The organism is Streptomyces sp. NBC_00385 (assembly GCF_035917155.1).
Lineage (GTDB): Bacteria > Actinomycetota > Actinomycetes > Streptomycetales > Streptomycetaceae > Streptomyces > Streptomyces poriferorum.
In genome coordinates, this window is sequence record NZ_CP107951.1 from 5,972,527 (window position 1) to 5,990,322 (window position 17,796).

Here is a 17,796-nt window from a genome sequence, read left to right on the forward strand (position 1 = left end):
CGTGAGGGCCCGCCGGTCCGGTCGGCCCGGCGGGTCGAACGTCAGGACAGTAGAGGGACGCAGTTGACGGAGCGTCAACAGTCGGTGAACGGACCGGGATCAGTCCGTACGGGCCGGTCCCGGTCTCGTCCCGGGCCCGTCAGTCCGCGCGGACCTCGAAGACCGGCACCGAGACCTCGTCGTCGTCCAGGCAGGCACCCGTCGCCAGGTCGAAACGCTGCTTCAGGAGCGGGGAGGCGACGAACGGCTGCCCGCCCTCCGAACCGATCAGCCCGCGCGACAGGACGTACGCGCCGGTGAACGGGTCGCGGTTGTCGATCGCGTACGTGCGTCCCGCCCGGTCCACGAACAGGGCGACCTGCCGGCCGTCCGGGAGGAGCGCGGCGACTCCGCGGCCCGGCGTCAGCAGCGAGCGGTCGCAGACCGTGAACCAGTCGTCCCCGTCGGCGAGCCGGATGACCCCGGTGTCGCGCGCGGTCTCCATCGTCCCGTTCATCGTCTGGGTCGTCATCAGGAGGCGGTCCCTTCAAGAGTGCGGATGGCGAGAACCGGGCCCGCGAGGATGTCCAGGTCGGGCTTGACCTGGTCGCGTTCCGGGACGAACTTCACCGACGGGTCGGGTGCGTCGGGTGCGTTGACGAAGGTGACGAAGCGGCGCAGCCGCTCCGGGTCGTTGATGGTCTCGGCCCACTCGTCGCGGTAGCCGCGGACGTGGTCGGCCATCAGCCGCTCCAGCTCGTCGCAGAGCCCCAGCGAGTCGTGGACGACGACGTCCCTTACGTGCTCCAGGCCGCCCTCGATCCGGTCCAGCCAGGTCGAGGTGCGCTCCAGCCGGTCCGCCGTGCGGATGTAGAACATCAGGAACCGGTCGATGAGGCGGACCAGTTCGGCGTCGGACATGTCCTGGGCGAGCAGGTCCGCGTGGCGCGGGGTGGCGCCGCCGTTGCCGCCCACGTAGAGGTTCCAGCCGCCGGCCGTGGCGATGATCCCGAAGTCCTTGCCGCGCGCCTCGGCGCATTCGCGGGCGCATCCGGAGACCGCCGACTTCAGCTTGTGCGGGGAGCGCAGGCCCCGGTAGCGCAGCTCCAGGTCGATCGCCATCTTCACGGAGTCCTGCACGCCGTAGCGGCACCAGGTCTGCCCCACACAGGACTTGACCGTCCGCAGCGACTTCCCGTACGCGTGCCCCGACTCGAAGCCCGCGTCGACCAGCCGGGTCCAGATCAGCGGCAGCTGGTCGACGCGGGCGCCGAACAGGTCGATCCGCTGACCACCGGTGATCTTGGTGTAGAGGCCGAAGTCCCGGGCCACCTCACCGATCACGATCAGTTTCTCCGGGGTGATCTCGCCGCCGGGGATGCGCGGCACGATCGAGTACGAACCGTTGCGCTGGAGGTTGGCCAGGAAGTGGTCGTTGGTGTCCTGGAGGGCCGCCTGTTCGCCGTCCAGGACATAGCCGCTCGCGCCGACCGTGGGCGCCAGCGAGGCGATGATCGAACCGACCGTGGGCTTGCAGACCTCGCAGCCCTCGCCCCCGCGCGCCGTCTCACGGCCGTGCGAGTCGAGCAGCTCGGCGTACGACGTGATCTCCAGGGTGCGGACGATCTCGTACAGCTCGCTGCGGGTGTACGAGAAGCAGCCGCACAGGCCCTCGTCCTGGCTCTGCGGGAGCAGCTGGCCGATGACCTTGACGCAACTGCCGCATCCGGTACCGGCCTTGGTGCACTTCTTCACCTCGGGCAGCGTGGTGTGCTCGCAGATCGCGCCCTTGGTGACGTTGTGACAGGAGCAGATCACGGCCTCGTCGGGCAGCGAGGAGGGGCCGAGGGTGACCGGGCCGCCCGCGCCGGCCGGCAGGACCAGCTGCTCGGGGGCGACCGGCAGGACCGTGCCCGTCATCGGGCGCAGCGTGCCGTACTGGTCGGCGTCCCCGACGAGCACCCCGCCGAGCAGCGTGCCGTCCTGGCCGATCACCAGCTTCTTGTAGACGCCGGAGCGGGAGTCCGCGTACACGACGTCCAGGCATCCCTCGGAGGTGCCGTGGGCGTCGCCGAAGGACGCCACGTCCACACCGAGCAGCTTCAGCTTCGTCGACAGGTCGGCGCCGGTGAACGACGCCTCCTTGCCCGCGATCACCTCGGCTGCCGTCTGCGCCATCTCGTAGCCGGGTGCCACCAGGCCGTACACCCGGCCGTCGGAGGCGAGCGCGCACTCGCCGATCGCGAAGACCGCCGGGTCGGAGGTGCGGCACTCCTCGTCGACGATGATGCCGCCGCGCTGGCCGACCGCGAGACCGCAGTCCCGGGCCAGCTGGTCGCGGGGCCTGACGCCGGCCGAGAAGACCACCAGATCCGTGGCGAGCGACGAGCCGTCGGAGAGCGACATCCCGTTCACCGAGCCGTCCTCGCCCGCGGTGACCTCCTGGGTGCCGACGCCCGTGTGGACGGTCAGGCCCATGTTCTCGATGGTGCGCAGCAGCGCCGCGCCGCCGCCCTCGTCGACCTGGACGGGCATCAGCCGGGGCGCGAACTCCACCACGTGGGTGTCGAGTCCGAGCCCCTTCAGCGCGCCCGCCGCCTCCAGCCCGAGGAGCCCGCCGCCGACGACCGCGCCGGTCGTCGCCGTCTTCGCGTACTCCTCGATCGCGAGCAGGTCCTCGATCGTGCGGTAGACGAAACAGCCCTCGGTGTCCTTGCCCGGGACGGGCGGGACGAACGGGTAGGAGCCGGTGGCCAGCACCAGCGTGTCGTAACGGAAGGTCTCGCCGGAGCGGGCGGTGACCGTGCGCGCCTCGCGGTCCAGGGACTCGGCGGGGTCACCGATCCGCAGTTCGATGCCGTGCTGCTCCATGAAGCCCTGCTCGACCAGTGACAGGTCCTCGGGGGTCTTCCCCGAGAAGTACGAGGTCAGCTGCACCCGGTCGTAGGCGGGGCGGGGCTCCTCGCACAGGACGACGACGCGGGCGGTGCCGGCGGTGGCCGTCAGTCCGCGGTCGGCGAGGGCCTCCAGGAACCGCTGGCCGACCATTCCGTGCCCGACGACCACGATGGTCGGCACGGCTGCTGCGGTGGAGGTGTGGGCGGTCGGGAAAGTGGACACCGGCATCTCAGAAGCCTCCGTCGTTGGTGAGCAGGTGGAGCAGGGACGTTTCGGCGGGGAGCGGTGCGTCGTCCTGCCAGGTGCGGGCCAGGGTGCCGACCGCGGCGAGATCGCCGAGCAGCACACCGCCCGCCAGCCGGTCGCCGCGGACGACGACCGTGCGGTACGCGCCCCGGGTGGCGTCCGCCAGCCGGATCACGTCGTCGCCGGGCAGCGGCCGGGAGTCGCCGAAGGCGGCGAGATCGAGCGATGCCGTACCGGGATCGGCCGGGCCGTTGAGCGTCAGCCGGGTCAGGGCCCGGGTGCCTTCGTAACGAGCCGGCCGGCCCGCCAGGACCTCGGCGAGCACATCGGCCTGCTCCAGCGCCGGGCCCGCGAGCCCGTACACGGTGGAGCGGTGCTCGGCGCAGTCCCCGACGGCGTGGATGTACGGATCGGAGGTGCGCAGCTCGTCGTCGACGACGACGCCCTTGCGGACCTGGAGACCGGCCGCCTGCGCGAGGCCCGTCCGGGGACGCACCCCGCAGGCCAGCACGGTGATCTCGGCCGCCAGCTCGTAACCGTCGGCGAGCTCCACCGCCCGGACCGCACCGTCGGCGCAGCGCAGCCCGCGGACCCGGCACTCGGTGTGCACCTCGACGCCGAGGGACTCCAGATGGCTCCGGAGCAGCCCGGCCGACTCCGCGTCCAGCTGCCGCTCCATGAGGTGCTCGCCCTGGTGGGCCAGCACCACCTGGGCGCCGCACTCGGCCAGCGCCCGGGCCGCCGACACGCCCAGGAGGCCGCCGCCGATGACGACCGCGCCCACCCCCGGCCGCACCGAGGCGCGCAGCGCCATGCAGTCGTCGAGCGTGCGGAAGGCGTGCACCCCGTCCGGCATCGTGTTCCCGAGCCCGCGCAGCGGCGGGAGTACCGGGTTGGAGCCGGTCGCCAGCACCAGCCGCCCGTAGTGCACGACGCTTCCGTCGTCGCAGTGCACCAGCCGGTCGTCCCGGTCGATCCGCACCACCCGCACCCCGCGCCTGACCTCGGCCGGGGGAAGGGCGATCACGTCCGCCGGATAGCGCCCGGCCAGCACCTCGGCCAGCAGCACCCGGTTGTAGGGGGCGTGCGGCTCCTCGCCGATGACGGTGACATCGGGCACCCGGGCGGCCAGGCGTGCGCCCGCCATCCCGGCGCCGATCACCACCACCCGCGCCGTGTTCTCCGTCCGTGTCCTCATGACAGGAAGCGTGACCGGAGGGTGTTACCCGTCCGGATCCCCTCTGTTTCCCGGGAGGAACCTTGCGCTCAGCGTCCGCGGAACGTGCCTGTGAGGGCCGCTGAGGGCCCCGAGCTCAGAAGTGGCTCAAGAATTCCGGGACGGTTGGACGGGGCACGTACCTTCTCCTTAAAGTCGCGATCATGCCTGACATCACCCTGACCACCCTCGTCGTGCTCTGCCTCGCCGCAGCCGCGGCCGGCTGGATCGACGCCGTGGTCGGGGGCGGCGGACTCCTCCTCCTGCCCGCCCTGCTGCTCGGACTGCCCCATGTCCCGGCCGCCCAAATCCTCGGCACGAACAAGGCCGTCGCGATCGTCGGCACCTCGGGAGCCGCCGTCACCTATGCGCGCAAGGCGCCCGTGAAGGTCGGCACGGCGCTGCGGATCGGGCTGGCGGCGCTCGCCGGATCGATGACCGGTGCCTTCTTCGCCGCCGGGATCAGCAGCGAGGTGCTGCGCCCGGTGATCATGGTGGTGCTGGTGGCCGTCGCCGCGTTCGTGATGCTGCGCCCGCAGTTCGGCCGGTCCGCCGAGGACGGCACGGCGCCCGGGGTCACCCGGGCCCGCACCGTCACCGCGATCGTCCTGGTGGGCGGCGGCATCGGCCTGTACGACGGGCTGTTCGGACCGGGTACCGGCACCTTCCTCGTGCTGGCGCTCACCGCGGTGCTCCACCTCGACCTGGTGACGGCCTCCGCCACCGCCAAGATCGTCAACGTCTGCACCAACGGCGGGGCCCTGGCGATGTTCGCGTACCAGGGCAACGTGATGTGGCAGCTGGCAGCGCTGATGGCGGTGTTCAACCTGGCGGGCGGCCTGTTCGGGGCGCGGATGGCGCTGCGCAAGGGCAGCGAGTTCGTCCGCGGGGTGCTGCTGGTGGTGGTCTTCTCGCTGGTCGCGAAGCTCGCCTTCGACCAGTGGCAGGCGTGACGGTACGGGGCGGCGCCGGGTCCGGGCCGGGCCTCAGCGCACGCCGGTGAGATGCGCGTACGCCACCACGTTGCCCTCGTAGCCGGTCGACGGGGAGAACCCGCCGCCGCAGGTGATCAGGCGCAGCGAGGCGTGCTCCGAGGCTCCGTACACCCGCCGGTCGGGGAAGTCCTCGTTGTCGTAGACCTCGATCGCGTCGACCGAGAAGACGGCGGTGCGGCCGTCCTGGCGGAGTACCTCGACGGTACTGCCCTTCTTCATCGACCCCAGGTCGTAGAAGACGGACGGTCCCCGGTCGTTGTCGACGTGCCCGGCGACGATCGCGGTGCCCTTGGCGCCGGGCGGCGGGCCGTCCTCGTACCAGCCGACGATGTCGGTGTTCCCGGCCGGAGGTACGTCGAGGCTGCCGTCCGGACCGAGTCCGAGCCGCATCATCGGGGCGTCCACCCGGATGCCCGGAATCGTGATGCGGACGGGCGCGGAGGGCCGCAGCGGGTCGGCGACCGGTGATCCGGGCAGCAGCCCGGGACCGGCGGCGAAGGCGTCCGCGGAGGCCGGGGCCGGCGGGGTCAGCCGGGTGTCGGCGCCGTTCCGGATCAGCCAGAGGCCGGCCAGCGCCGCGACGACGAGCAGCCAGCCCTTGGCCTTCTGGGACACGGTCGTCCTCCGGGGAGAGAGAAGGGTCCCGTCCCGGTGGCGCGGGGCCACCGGGACGGAAACCGGGCGGTACGGAGAGGTGGAAGTCTCCGTCAGCTGCCGTCCTGCGTGCCGCTCGCCCGGCGACGCAGGAGCCAGGCTCCGCCTACGGCGGTCGCGGCGAGTACGCCGGCTCCCGCCGCGATCTGGGTGGTGTCCGGTCCGACGCTGCCGCCGACACCGGTCTTCACATGCCCCGTGGGGGCGGTGGGCGCGGCCGAGGTGCGGTGGCCGGAGGGGGGCTCGTGTCCGCCGGAACTCTCGTGTCCCGAGGGGGTCGGGCGCGGGGTGGGCGTGCCGCGTCCGGGGAGTGCGGGGGCGTCCGGCACGAGGGCCGACCCGGAGGCCTCGGCCTCGTCGAGCCCGGTGGTGTCGTACTCCTCGGAGTCGTACAGGTCCGAGGGCAGACCGGCACCGGCGGGGGAGTCCTCGTCGGAGGACACCGCGGCACTTTCCTTGCCCGTGGTGCCCGTGGTGCCCGCGGCCTTCACCTCGATCTCCCCGGTGGCCCGCTTGCCGTTCTCGCAGGCCACGTCGATGCTGTACGGCCCCGGCTCGATCGTGCCCGGCACCTGGAACGAACCGGCCAGGACCTCCTTGAGGGTGGCCGGTGCCAGCGCGAACTCGGAGACGTCCAGGGCGCTCGCGTCACCGGTGGCGCCGGTGTCGCCGCCGCAGGCGGTGGTGTTCACGGTGACCGTGGACCCCGGGGCGGCACTCGCCGGAGTGATCTCCAATGGCCCGAGCTCATCCCCGTACGCGGACGGGGCGGCGGCGCTGAGGCCGAGCGCGGCAGCGGCGAGAGCCGCGGCGGCGGTGCCGGTCACGAGGCGAGCAGGACTGCGCATGGGGGGTTCCTCCGAGCGGGGACGGCGCGGGCTGGTGTGTCCTGGGTCCGAGCTAACGGCCGTCCCGCCACCCATGCCTGCTGACACCGAGTCAGCATTCACCCGTTCGGACCGGCGCCGCCTCCTTGTCACTGCCCAAGCGTGCAGGTCACAGCGGTGATGGTGGGGCGGGAAGTCCGCCCTTCGGTGACCGGTGCCGATCGGGTGATGCCCGCCGAGACGAAAGTGGCGTACGTCACATGCATGACCCGGGTGTCCGCGGGCACATGATGCACACCCCCCCACGGGACGGTTGTGCACGACCGCCCCGGCCACCGCCTTCACCGGGCCCACCCCCCCTGGGCCCGGTGGAGGCGGTTTCCTGTGTGGCCCGGCGTCTCCTGTGCGGCCGGGCGCCCCTCAGCCGGGCGCGGCGGCGGACCAGGTGATGACGGGCGGCCGGACCCTCGCGCAGAGCGGCTGCCCCTTGGCGTCGGACAGTGGCAGCCGTGCGGTGAGGTGCCCGGAGCGCACGGCCGCTTCGAGGATGTCCGCGTCGATGTCGGCGAACATCAGCTTGGCCCGCCGGAACATGGAGAACAGCCCGTCCCCGTCGACCGTGCCCCACGACAGGTAGACGAACCGTCCGCCGAGCCGGTTCTGCACGTACGGCCCGCGCACCTCGATGCCGTCCGGGCCGGTGGCGGTGGTGCAGTCCAGGGTCCAGTGGGCGGCGGGGGCGTCGCCGGGGTGCAGCCCGAGGAGTTCGCCGGGCCGGTCCCTGCCCTGGACGCCCACGTGGATGTTCTCGCGCCCGGCGAAGTCACCGCCGGGCCCGCAGTCGCGGCCGGGCAGGCGGGAGCCCTCGATGTGGATCTGCATGCGCGACGGAGGCCCTTCGGTCGGGGGGTGCTGTGCGGGTTCCATGGTTCATTCTCGCGGCCGGGCCGCCAGGGGCCCGCAGCGTCAGAGGGTGTCCCGGGGCGCGGCCTCGTACGCCGCCGCCAGCCGCTTCATCAGCTCCTCGTCGACCGTGAACTCCGTGCCGTCGATCCGGGCCACCGGTGCCATGCCCTGCGAGTTGGTGACGAACGCCGACCGGTAGGCCCCCAGCCCGTTCAGGTTCACCGGCCGGCGCAGCGACGGCACCCCCGCGCCGGGCAACTCCTGTTCCAGCAGTGCCATGGTGATGCCCAGCAGGGCCGGCGCCTGCGGCCAGATGACCGAAGTGCCGTCCCAGAAACCGATGTTGGTGATCGCGCCCTCGGTCACCGCGCCGTCCGGCAGGGTCAGCAGCGCGTCGTCGAAGCCGCTCCTGCGGGCGAGCTCCCCGTAGTACGTCTGGCCGAACTCGCCGGGGCGCTTGAGGTGCGGCGCGGTGCGCGCGTACGGAGCGGACTTCAGGCCGACCGGACGCGGGTCCATCCGGGCGGGCCCGCGCACCGTGACCATGACGGTCGTCGCGGCGGCGCCCGGCGGCCGCAGCCCCTGCACCCGCACCGAGGCGTCGGAAGCCCCCGCGCTCCGCAGCGCGTGCCGGATCAGTTCCCGTACCCGGCCGCCGTCCAGGGGGAGTTCGAACAGCTCCCGGTTCGCCGAGTCCAGCCGCTCCAGATGCAGCTCCAGCCCCCGTACCCGGCCGCCCCTGACCTGCATGGCCGTGAAATGGCCGTAGCCGAAGAAGGCGGCCGTGCGCAGGTCGTCCTCGGTGGCCGGATGTCCGTCGAACTCGGCGTAGGGGAGGGGTGCGGCCGCTGGAGTCGTCATGCCCTCCACCGTATGCCGACACGTGCCGCGGGCGGACCGGCGGTGAGCGCTTGACCTCAACCATGGTTGACGTACGAACCTCTTCGCATGGACCTCACCACAGCCGGAAACACGGCCACCGCTCCGACCGACACCGCACCCCTGAAGGTCGCCGTCATCCTCGCCAGCAACCGCGAGGGCCGGTTCGCCCCCGTCGTCGCCGACTGGTTCCGCTCCCGCACCGACGGCCACCCGGGCATCGAGACCGACCTGCTCGACGTCGCCGCACTCGACCTTCCGACCGCCCTCTCCCGCCGTCCCGGCCCGGAGGACCAGGCCGTGCTGGCCGAGGTCGCCGGCCGGCTGGCCGCCGCCGACGCCTTCGTCGTCATCACGCCGGAGTACAACCACTCCTACCCCGCCCCGCTCAAGAACCTCATCGACTGGCACTTCACCGAATGGCAGGCCAAGCCCGTCGCCTTCGTCTCCTACGGCGGGATCTCCGGCGGTCTGCGCGCGGTCGAGCACCTGCGGCAGGTCTTCGCCGAGCTGCACGCCGTCTCCATCCGCGACACCGTCTCGTTCCACAACGCCGGCGCCCTCTTCGACGACGAGGGCAGGCACCGCGACCCGGTCGGCCCCGACGCGGCGGCGAAGTCCCTCCTGGACCAACTGGTCTGGTGGGGACGGGCGCTGAGGGGTGCCAGGGCCGCCCATCCGTACGGCGGCTGACTGCGCACCGCCCTGACCTGGCCGACAATCAGGAACAGGACCCCGCTGCCGATCCGAGGAGACCGAAGGTGACACCGCCCGCATGGCTGACCGTGCTGACCACGACGGACAGCGAGGAGAAGGCCCAGCTCCTGGCGCAGGGCGCGGTGGAAGGCAGGCTCGCCGCCTGCGTCCAGATCTCCGCGCCCGTCACCTCCGTCTACCGGTGGCAGAACGCCATCGAGTCGACCGAGGAGTGGCAGCTCTTCTTCAAGACGTCCGCCGATCGGTACGACGACCTGGAGGCGTACCTCCAGGAGGCGCACGACTACGACACCCCGGAGATCATCGCCCTGCCCGTGCTCCGGGGCAGCGCCCGCTACCTGGGCTGGGTCTCCGCGGAGACGGCCCCGGTCACCTCGCTCTGAGAGGCGCCCTGAGGCCGGGGGAGCGCCTCCACCCGTACCGCGCACACCTTGAACTCCGGCATCTTCGAGACCGGGTCCAGGGCGGGGTTGGTCAGCGTGTTGGCCCGGCCCTCGCCGGCCCAGTGGAACGGCATGAACACGGTGTCCGCCCGGATCGCCACGGTGATCCGGGCGGGCGCCACCGCCCGCCCGCGCCGCGAGGTCACCGCGACCGGCTCGCCCTCGGCCACCCCGATCCGCTCGGCGAGCCGCGGATGCAACTCCACGAAGGGGCCCGGGGCCGCTGCGTTCAGCTCCGCCACCCGGCGGGTCTGCGCCCCCGACTGGTACTGGGCGACGACCCGGCCCGTGGTCAGCACCACCGGATACTCCGCGTCCGTCTCCTCGGCGGACGGCCGGTGCGTGACCGGCACGAACCGGGCCCGCCCGTCCTCCGTCGCGAACCGGTCCAGGAACAGCCGCGGCGTTCCGGCGTGCTCCGTGTCCGGGCACGGCCAGAAGACCCCGTCCTCGGCGGCGATCCGTTCGTACGTGATGCCCGCGTAGTCCGCCGGGCCGCCCGCCGAAGCCCGGCGCAGCTCGTCGAACACCTCCTCCGGGTCGGCCGGGAACCCCTTCCCGTGCCCGAGGAGGCCGGCCAGCCCGTGCAGCACGTCCAGATCGCTGCGGACCCCCGCGGGCGCGGAGACCGCACGCCGGCGCAGCAGCACCCGGCCCTCCAGGTTCGTGGTGGTCCCGGTCTCCTCGGCCCACTGCGTCACCGGCAGCACCACATCGGCCAGCGCGGCCGTCTCCGACAGCACCACATCGGCGACCGCGAGGAAGTCCAGCGACCGCAGCCGCTCCTCCACATGCCCCGCGTGCGGCGCGGACACCACCGGGTTCGACCCCATCACCAGCAGCGACCTCACCTCGGTGCCCAGCGCGTCCAGCAGTTCGTAGGCGCTGCGCCCCGGCCCCGGCAGCGAGTCGGGATCGACGCCCCACACCCCTGCGACATGGCGGCGCGCCGACGGATCGGTGAGCTTGCGGTAACCCGGCAACTGATCGGCCTTCTGGCCGTGTTCACGACCACCCTGGCCGTTGCCCTGGCCGGTCAGGCAGCCGTAACCGGACCGTGGGCGGCCCGCACGGCCGGTGGCCAGCGCGAAGTTGATCCAGGCGCCGACCGTGTCCGTGCCCTTCGACTGCTGCTCCGGGCCGCGCGCGGTCAGCACCATGCCGCTCTCCGCGTCGCAGAACATCTCGACGGCCGCGCGCAGTTGCGGCACCGGAACCCCGGTCAGCCGCTCCACCAGCTCGGGCCAGTGGGCCATCACCCCGGCCCGCGCCTCGTCCCAGCCGCTCGTGCGCTCCCGTACGAAGTCCTCGTCCACCCGCCCCTGCGACACCACCAGGTGCGACATGCCGAGCGCCAGCGCCAGATCGGTGCCGGGCCGGGGGGCCAGATGAAGGTCGGCCTGCTCGGCGGTCCTGGTGCGGCGCGGATCGATGACGATCAGCCGGCCGCCGTTCTCCCGCAGCTCGGTCAGATAGCGCAGGGCGGGCGGCATCGTCTCCGCGAGGTTCGACCCCACGAGGATCACGCACCCGGTGCGCGGGATGTCCTCCAGCGGGAACGGCAGCCCGCGGTCGAGCCCGAAGGCCCGCTGGTGCGCGGCGGCCGCCGACGACATGCAGAACCGCCCGTTGTAGTCGATCTGCGAGGTGCCGAGCACCACCCGGGCGAACTTCCCGAGCGCGTACGCCTTCTCGTTGGTGAGCCCACCGCCGCCGAACACCCCCACCGCGTCGGCCCCGTGCTTCGCGCGCGTTCCCCGCAGCCCCTCGGCGATACGGGCCAGCGCCTCGTCCCAGCCGGCCGGCTCCAGCTGCCCGCTCGCCGGATCGCGTACGAGCGGCCCGGTCAGCCGCACCGCGGAGGAGAGCACGGCGGGCGCCGACCGGCCCTTGCCGCACAGCGCGCCCCGGTTCACGGGGAAGGCGGTACGCTCCTCCACCTCGACGACCGCGTCACCGGCGACCGGGCGCAGATTCATGCCGCACTGCAGCGCGCAGTACGGGCAGTGGGTCGCGGTGGCGGCAGTCGCGGTGCTGGTCATGGACCCAGACTGGAATCCGGGTGTTACACGGGCGCCCGCTCCCGGTTACACCGCCGGTACGCCCACCTCAGCACGCCCGGCACCCGGCGGTGAGGTGCGGGGCGCGGTCACCCTTCGTCCGCTGCGAGGGCCTTGGCCACGCCCGGTTCCCTGGGGCCCAGGAAGTGCGGATCCGGCTCGAACAGGGCGTCCAGGGCCGCCTTTCCCGCCGCGAACAGCTCCCGCGTGCCGCCGTAGTACCAGGTCACATCGTGTACGGCCTCGACCCCGACGCCGTACGCGTCGATTCCCGCCGCCCGGCACAGCGCGATCGCCCGCCGGATGTGGAACCCCTGGCTCACCAGCACGGCCCGCTCGACCCCGAAGATCTTCCTGGCCCGCACGCAGGAGTCCCAGGTGTCGAAGCCGGCGAAGTCGCTCACGATTTTGCTGTCCGGCACCCCGTGCGCGACCAGGAACGTGCGCATCGCGTCCGGCTCGTCGTACTCCACCCGGCTGTTGTCACCGGTCACCAGCACGACCTTCACCTTCTCGTCCCGGTACAGTTCGGCGGCGGTCCGCAGCCGGTTCGCGAGATACGGGGACGGCCTGCCGTCCCACAACCCCGCGCCGAACACCACCGCGACCTGCCGCGCGGGCACGTCCGCCACCGTCCTGACCCGGGCATCGGCGACCGTGTGCATCCAGGTGGCCGGGGCCAGCGCCAGCACACAGGCCACCATCACCCCCTGCACGGCCAGACGCCGCCCCCGCCGGGTCCGCGGCAGCCGGGGCCGCAACCGGGGGGCGGTCCTCCGCAGCGCCCGGACCGCCCGTCCTCCCCATGGCCTCAGCCGCATCGGAGCCCCCACTTCCCTGTCGTCGTGCCGAACCGCCCCCTACCGCTTGACGAACGGACGGCCGAATCGGTTCTCCGTGAGCACCCGTCGGTAGCATCGGCCGATGTTGCTTCCACGGCTGATCGCCTCAGATCTCGACGGCACCCTGCTCCGTAACGACGGCACCCTCTCGCCCCGCACCCTGCGCGCCCTGCGCACGGCCGTGGACGCCGGAACGGAGATCGTCATCGTCACCGCCCGGCCGCCCAGGTTCGTCGACCGGCTCGCCGAGGCAACCGGCCTCCTGGGCACGGCGGTCTGCAGCAACGGGGCGCTCGTGTACGACATCGGGACCCGCACCGTCGTCTCCTCCCGCGTCCTGCCCCTGACCACCGCCCAGCGGGTCGCCACGGCACTCGCCGCCGCGGTGCCCGAGGTGGGCTTCGCCCTGGAGACCGGCAACCAGGTGCTGTACGAACCGGCCTACCGGCTGCGCATGTCCGAGGACGTCGGCGCCGAACTCCCCGTACCGACCCTCGCCGACCTCTGGCTGACCGAGGCCCCCGTCACCAAACTGCTCGTCTGGTCGGACCGGCTGGACGCCGACACCCTGCTGGCCGCCGCCCGCCCGGGCGCGGGCGACGAGGTGCAGCTCACCCACTCGGGCGGGCGCGGCCTGCTGGAGATCAGCGCGCCCGGCGTCACGAAGGCCGGCACCCTGGAGGTGCTCTGCGCCGCACGGGGCATCGACGCCACCGAGGTCATCGCCTTCGGCGACATGCCCAACGACCTCACCGTCCTCACCTGGGCCGGCACCGGCTACGCCATGGCCAACGCCCACCCGGCCGTACTGGCCGCCGTGGCGACGCACACCGCCACCAATGAGGAGGACGGGGTCGCCGACGTCATCGAGCGGCTGTTCGCCGGGCAGGTCCGGGCCGCGGCGGCCGTCTGACAACGGGCAGGGGCTCTCGGTGAGGTGGCGGAAAACGGCTGTGACCGGCGCGCAACGAGGCGGCAACCTGCGCCCGGCACCATCGGTCCATGACGGAGCCGGCACCGGAACGTCCCCAGGAGTCCCCGCCCCTCGACAGCACGGCGCAACTGCTGACCCGTATCACCGCACAGCTCGGCACCCAGCTCAGCCTCGTCTCCCTGAACGGAACCCGACGGCCCATGCACCGCACCCCGCAGCAGCCCCCGCACAGCAACGTGAGCCCGCTGATACCCGCCGCGCCCGCACTCGTCGCCGTCGCGCACGGCAGCCGGGACCCGCGGGCGCTGCAGACGGTGACGGAGCTCCTGGACCGGGTGCGGGAGCTGCGGCCGGGGCTCGACGTCCGGCTCGGCCACATCGAGCTCAACGAACCCCTCCTCCCGCGGACCCTGGACGACCTCGGCAGCGGTGAGGCGGTCCTCGTGCCGCTGCTGCTGGGCCGTGGCTACCACGTGAAGCAGGACATCCCGGAGGCCGTCGCCGGCGCCGCGGCCCTGCGCACCCGCACCGCCGGCCCCCTCGGCCCGCACCCGCTGCTGGTCGAGGCGCTCCACGGCCGGCTCACCGAGGCGGGCTGGCGTCCCTCGGACGACGGGAACCGCAACAGCGCCGTGGTGCTGGCCGCCGCCGGTTCGCGCGACCCCGAGTCGGCCGCCGGTACCCGCCGCACCGCGCAGCTGCTCAGCGAACGGCTCGGCGGGGTGCCCGTCGTGCCCGCGTACGCCTCCGCGGCGACGCCCACCGTCCCGGCCGCCCTGCGCGCGCTGGCCGCCCGCGGCCGCCGGAGGGTCGCCGTCGCCTCGTACTTCACCGCCCCCGGACGCTTCGCCTCGGCCGCGGCGGCGGAGGCCACCTGGATCGCCGCCGCCCCGCTCGGCGCCCACCCGGCCATGGCACGCCTGCTCCTCCACCGCTACGACCAGGCACGGGCGGCCGGCGCGCCGGCGCGCGAAACCCTGATGAACACACGTTTCCTGGCCTCCGCCTGAGCCCTCCTGTCGGTGCGGCCGATTACTGTCGTTCCCATGAACGGCACGGACGGCACCGACGGTACGTACGGCACGGACCACGCGCACGGCACGGGTAACGCGCACGGCACGGACACCGCGTACGGCACCCAGGACCCCGGCACGGCTCCCTACGGCGCCGCCGACGCCGAGCGCTGGGACACCGAACCGGACAAACGGCCCGGCCGCACCGCCTTCCAGCGCGACCGCGCCCGGGTGCTGCACTCCGCGGCCCTGCGCAGGCTCGCCGGGAAGACCCAGGTCGTCACCCCGGGCACCCGCAGTCACGTCTGGGACGCCAGCCCGCGGACCCGGCTCACGCACTCGCTGGAGTGCGCGCAGGTCGGCCGGGAACTCGGCGCCGCGCTCGGCTGCGACCCCGACCTGGTCGAGACGGCCTGCCTCTCCCACGACATGGGCCACCCGCCCTTCGGGCACAACGGCGAACAGGCGCTCAACGACTTCGCCTCCGACTGCGGCGGCTTCGAGGGCAACGCCCAGTCGCTGAGGCTGCTGACCCGCCTCGAACCCAAACGGTTCGTGCCCGACACCCGCACCGGCGAACTGGTCAGCGTCGGGCTCAACCTCACCCGCGCCGCGCTCGACGCCGCCACCAAGTACCCCTGGCCCCGAGGCGTCCACCCCACCGACCCCGGCTCCCCGAAATTCGGGGTGTACGAGGACGACCTGCCGGTCTTCCACTGGTTCCGCAGGGGCGCCCCGGAAGGCCGCAAGTGCTTCGAGGCCCAGGTCATGGACTGGTCCGACGACGTGGCGTACTCGGTCCACGACTTCGAGGACGGGCTGCACGCCGGGCACATCGACCCCAACTGCCTCGACGCCGAGCCGGAGCGGCGCGAGATCTGGGCCGTCGCCATCGGACGCTACGTCCCCGCCGGCACCGACCCGCAGGAGCTGTCCGACGCACTCGACCGGCTCATCGGCCAGGACTGGTGGCCGCACGGCTACGACGGATCGGCCGTCGCCCAGGCCCGGCTCAAGGACGCCACGAGCCAGCTGATCGGCCGGTTCTGCCTCGCCGCCGAGAGCGCCACCCGGCAGGCGTACGGCACCGGACGCCTCGGCAGATACGGTGCCGAACTCGTCGTCCCCCATGAGGCGCGCCACGAGTGCGCGGTCCTCAAGGCCGTCGCCGACCGTTACGTCATGCAGCGAGCCGAGCAGGAGGAGATCCGCGCCGGCCAGCGGATCGTCATCGCCGAACTGGCCGCCGCGCTGACCGCCCGCGCCCCCGAGGGGCTGGAGCCGCAGTTGCGGGCGCTGTACGAGGCGGCCCCCGACGACCGCGCCCGCAAGCGGGTCCTGGTCGACCAGATCGCCGCCCTGACCGACGCCTCGGCCCGCTCCCTGCACCACTCGCTCACCGCACGCCGCGGCTGAGAGCACCCCTGCTCCCGGTGTGCGGGCCCCGGTCGGCACACTGGCATATGACCACTGGGCGTGACCTGATCGGGTCACACCCTCTTTCGCCATCACGCTGCGTGCGGGACGCTCGCAGTTGGCGCCGCGCAGCAAGCACCGAGGAGGCATCAAGTGGTCGACGCACATCGGACGTTCGTCATTGTCGGCGGAGGACTGGCCGGAGCGAAGGCAGCGGAGACGCTCCGGGCGGAGGGTTTCAGCGGCCGGGTCATCATGATCGGCGATGAGCGCGACCATCCGTACGAACGCCCGCCACTCTCCAAGGGCTACCTGGGCGGGAAGGAGGACCGCGACAGCGTCTTCGTCCACGAGACGGCCTGGTACGCGGGGGCCGACATCGAGCTCCACCTCGGCCAGCCCGTCACCGCGCTGAACCGCGAAGCCCGCTCCGTCGAGCTCGGCGACGGCACCGTCATCCACTACGACAAGCTGCTCCTGGCCACCGGCGCCGAACCGCGCCGCCTCGACATCCCGGGCACCGACCTGGCGGGCGTCCACCATCTGCGCCGCCTCGCCCACGCCGACCGGCTGCGCAACGTGCTGGCCGCACTCGGCCGCGACAACGGCCATCTGGTGATCGCCGGGGCCGGCTGGATCGGCCTGGAGGTCGCCGCGGCGGCCCGTGGATACGGCGCCGAGGTCACCGTCGTCGAACCGGAGGCGACCCCGCTGCTCAAGGTCATCGGCCCCGAGCTCGGCCAGCTCTTCACCGACCTGCACAGCGACCACGGCGTCCGCTTCCACTTCGGCGGCCGGCTCACCGAGATCGTCGGCCAGGACGGCATGGTCCTCGCCGTCCGCACCGACGACGGCGAGGAGCACCCCGCCCACGACGTCCTCGCCGCGATCGGCGCCGCCCCGCGCGCCGCCCTCGCCGAGGCCGCCGGGCTGGAGATCGCCCCGCGCGAGCAGGGCGGCGGCATCGCCGTGGACGCCTCATTGCGCACCAGCGACCCGCACATCTTCGCGGCCGGGGACGTCGCCAACGTGGCCCATCCGCTGCTCGGCACGCGGCTGCGGGTGGAGCACTGGGCCAACGCGCTGAACAGCGGACCGGCCGCCGCCCGCGCCATGCTCGGCCAGGACGTGGCCTACGACCGGGTGCCGTACTTCTTCTCCGACCAGTACGACCTCGGCCTCGAGTACTCGGGCTGGGCGCCGCCCGGCAGCTACGACCAGGTCGTGATCCGCGGCGACGCGGGCAAGCGCGAGTTCATCGCGTTCTGGCTGAAGGACCACAAGGTCCTCGCCGGGATGAACGTGAACGTGTGGGACGTCACGGAGACCGTGCAGGAACTGATCAGGGCCGGACAGCCGGTCGACCCGGACGCCCTCGCCGACCCGTCGGTGCCGTTGGAGTCCCTGATCTGAGGAGCCCTTGGGCGGGCGGTGGAGCGGGTCTCCCCGCTGGGTGCGGCACGCCTGCTCCGGTGGTGGGGGGCCCGCCCGGACCGGCCGCCTCGCGTCTGCGGCAGCGGTGTCACCGGCGTCCAGACGCACGGCGACCGGGTGGGGGCGTGCAGGGGAGTCCCCGCAGGAAATGGCGTACGACCCGGGTCGATCGCGTACCCGGGTGAACACGCCAGTTCCGAGGAGATCTCCCCGGAGGGGCCCCACCCCCACCCACCGAACAGGGCGCACCCCACGGGGCACCCGCGCATCTCAAGCCCGTCCGGCGCTTGAGGACGGAACCCCGCACCTGCGGGGAACCCCGCGGGGAACCCGCACC

At 72.9% G+C, this 17,796-nt stretch carries 16 protein-coding genes; 7 read left to right on the plus strand and 9 right to left on the minus strand.

Features of this window, described 5'->3' with window-relative positions; translation table 11 throughout:
• Positions 1-139 precede the first annotated feature (139 nt).
• The 3 genes from nirD to OG959_RS26685 are packed head-to-tail and all read right to left on the minus strand — an operon-like array spanning position 140 to position 4,321.
• Positions 140-511, minus strand: a complete 372-nt coding sequence (nirD, locus tag OG959_RS26675) for a nitrite reductase small subunit NirD (RefSeq protein ID WP_326662426.1) — start codon at positions 509-511, stop codon at positions 140-142.
• Complete coding sequence (gene nirB, locus OG959_RS26680; protein ID WP_326662428.1) at positions 511-3,105, minus strand: nitrite reductase large subunit NirB; 2,595 nt, start codon at positions 3,103-3,105, stop codon at positions 511-513. The genes nirD and nirB overlap by 1 nt, the downstream gene beginning before the upstream one ends.
• A 1-nt stretch (position 3,106) precedes the next feature.
• Positions 3,107-4,321 carry an NAD(P)/FAD-dependent oxidoreductase gene (locus OG959_RS26685; RefSeq protein ID WP_326662429.1) on the minus strand — a complete coding sequence of 405 codons (1,215 nt, stop codon included), beginning with the start codon at positions 4,319-4,321 and terminating at the stop codon, positions 3,107-3,109.
• 182 nt (positions 4,322-4,503) lie between these two features.
• Here OG959_RS26685 and OG959_RS26690 point away from each other — a divergent pair, with 182 nt between their 5' ends.
• Positions 4,504-5,292, plus strand: coding sequence for a sulfite exporter TauE/SafE family protein (locus tag OG959_RS26690; protein ID WP_326662431.1), 789 nt, complete (start codon positions 4,504-4,506; stop codon positions 5,290-5,292).
• 33 nt (positions 5,293-5,325) lie between these two features.
• On the opposite strand, the gene OG959_RS26695 is transcribed toward OG959_RS26690, so the two are convergent.
• From OG959_RS26695 to OG959_RS26710, 4 genes are all read right to left on the minus strand, one after another.
• Complete coding sequence (locus tag OG959_RS26695; protein ID WP_326662434.1) at positions 5,326-5,949, minus strand: class F sortase; 624 nt, start codon at positions 5,947-5,949, stop codon at positions 5,326-5,328.
• Between the two features lie 92 nt (positions 5,950-6,041).
• Positions 6,042-6,836 (minus strand): hypothetical protein, encoded by a 795-nt coding sequence (locus tag OG959_RS26700; protein WP_326666862.1) that lies wholly within the window; start codon positions 6,834-6,836, stop codon positions 6,042-6,044.
• Between the two features lie 399 nt (positions 6,837-7,235).
• Positions 7,236-7,697 (minus strand): DUF5990 family protein, encoded by a 462-nt coding sequence (locus tag OG959_RS26705; RefSeq protein WP_326662435.1) that lies wholly within the window; start codon positions 7,695-7,697, stop codon positions 7,236-7,238.
• Between the two features lie 84 nt (positions 7,698-7,781).
• Complete coding sequence (locus OG959_RS26710; protein WP_326662438.1) at positions 7,782-8,582, minus strand: aminotransferase class IV family protein; 801 nt, start codon at positions 8,580-8,582, stop codon at positions 7,782-7,784.
• 87 nt (positions 8,583-8,669) lie between these two features.
• Between OG959_RS26710 and OG959_RS26715 the strand changes: the two genes are divergently transcribed.
• Both OG959_RS26715 and cutA read left to right on the plus strand, forming a co-directional pair.
• Positions 8,670-9,293: an NADPH-dependent FMN reductase gene (locus OG959_RS26715; protein WP_326662440.1), complete on the plus strand. Its 624-nt coding sequence runs from the start codon at positions 8,670-8,672 to the stop codon at positions 9,291-9,293.
• Between the two features lie 68 nt (positions 9,294-9,361).
• Positions 9,362-9,700 carry a divalent-cation tolerance protein CutA gene (cutA, locus tag OG959_RS26720; protein WP_326662443.1) on the plus strand — a complete coding sequence of 113 codons (339 nt, stop codon included), beginning with the start codon at positions 9,362-9,364 and terminating at the stop codon, positions 9,698-9,700.
• Here cutA and OG959_RS26725 read toward each other — a convergent pair.
• Together OG959_RS26725 and OG959_RS26730 are read right to left on the minus strand one after the other, a co-directional pair.
• The gene (locus OG959_RS26725) at positions 9,652-11,802 is read right to left on the minus strand and encodes a molybdopterin oxidoreductase family protein (RefSeq protein ID WP_326662445.1); all 2,151 of its coding nucleotides are present in this window, start codon (positions 11,800-11,802) and stop codon (positions 9,652-9,654) included. The genes cutA and OG959_RS26725 overlap by 49 nt on opposite strands.
• 107 nt (positions 11,803-11,909) lie before the next feature.
• Positions 11,910-12,641, minus strand: a complete 732-nt coding sequence (locus OG959_RS26730) for a SanA/YdcF family protein (RefSeq protein WP_326662447.1) — start codon at positions 12,639-12,641, stop codon at positions 11,910-11,912.
• Between the two features lie 118 nt (positions 12,642-12,759).
• Here OG959_RS26730 and OG959_RS26735 point away from each other — a divergent pair, with 118 nt between their 5' ends.
• The 4 genes from OG959_RS26735 (at position 12,760) to OG959_RS26750 (ending at position 17,438) form a co-directional block, all read left to right on the plus strand.
• Positions 12,760-13,575 (plus strand): Cof-type HAD-IIB family hydrolase, encoded by an 816-nt coding sequence (locus tag OG959_RS26735; protein WP_326666628.1) that lies wholly within the window; start codon positions 12,760-12,762, stop codon positions 13,573-13,575.
• An 89-nt stretch (positions 13,576-13,664) separates the two neighbouring features.
• Positions 13,665-14,606: a sirohydrochlorin chelatase gene (locus OG959_RS26740; protein ID WP_326662448.1), complete on the plus strand. Its 942-nt coding sequence runs from the start codon at positions 13,665-13,667 to the stop codon at positions 14,604-14,606.
• A gap of 36 nt (positions 14,607-14,642) precedes the next feature.
• Entirely contained in the window at positions 14,643-16,025 is a 1,383-nt protein-coding gene (locus tag OG959_RS26745) for a deoxyguanosinetriphosphate triphosphohydrolase (RefSeq protein WP_326662449.1), read from the plus strand.
• Positions 16,026-16,178: 153 nt separating this feature from the next.
• A complete protein-coding gene (locus OG959_RS26750; protein ID WP_326662450.1) occupies positions 16,179-17,438 on the plus strand; it encodes an NAD(P)/FAD-dependent oxidoreductase in 1,260 nt (419 codons plus the stop codon).
• The last annotated feature ends 358 nt before the right edge of the window (positions 17,439-17,796 follow it).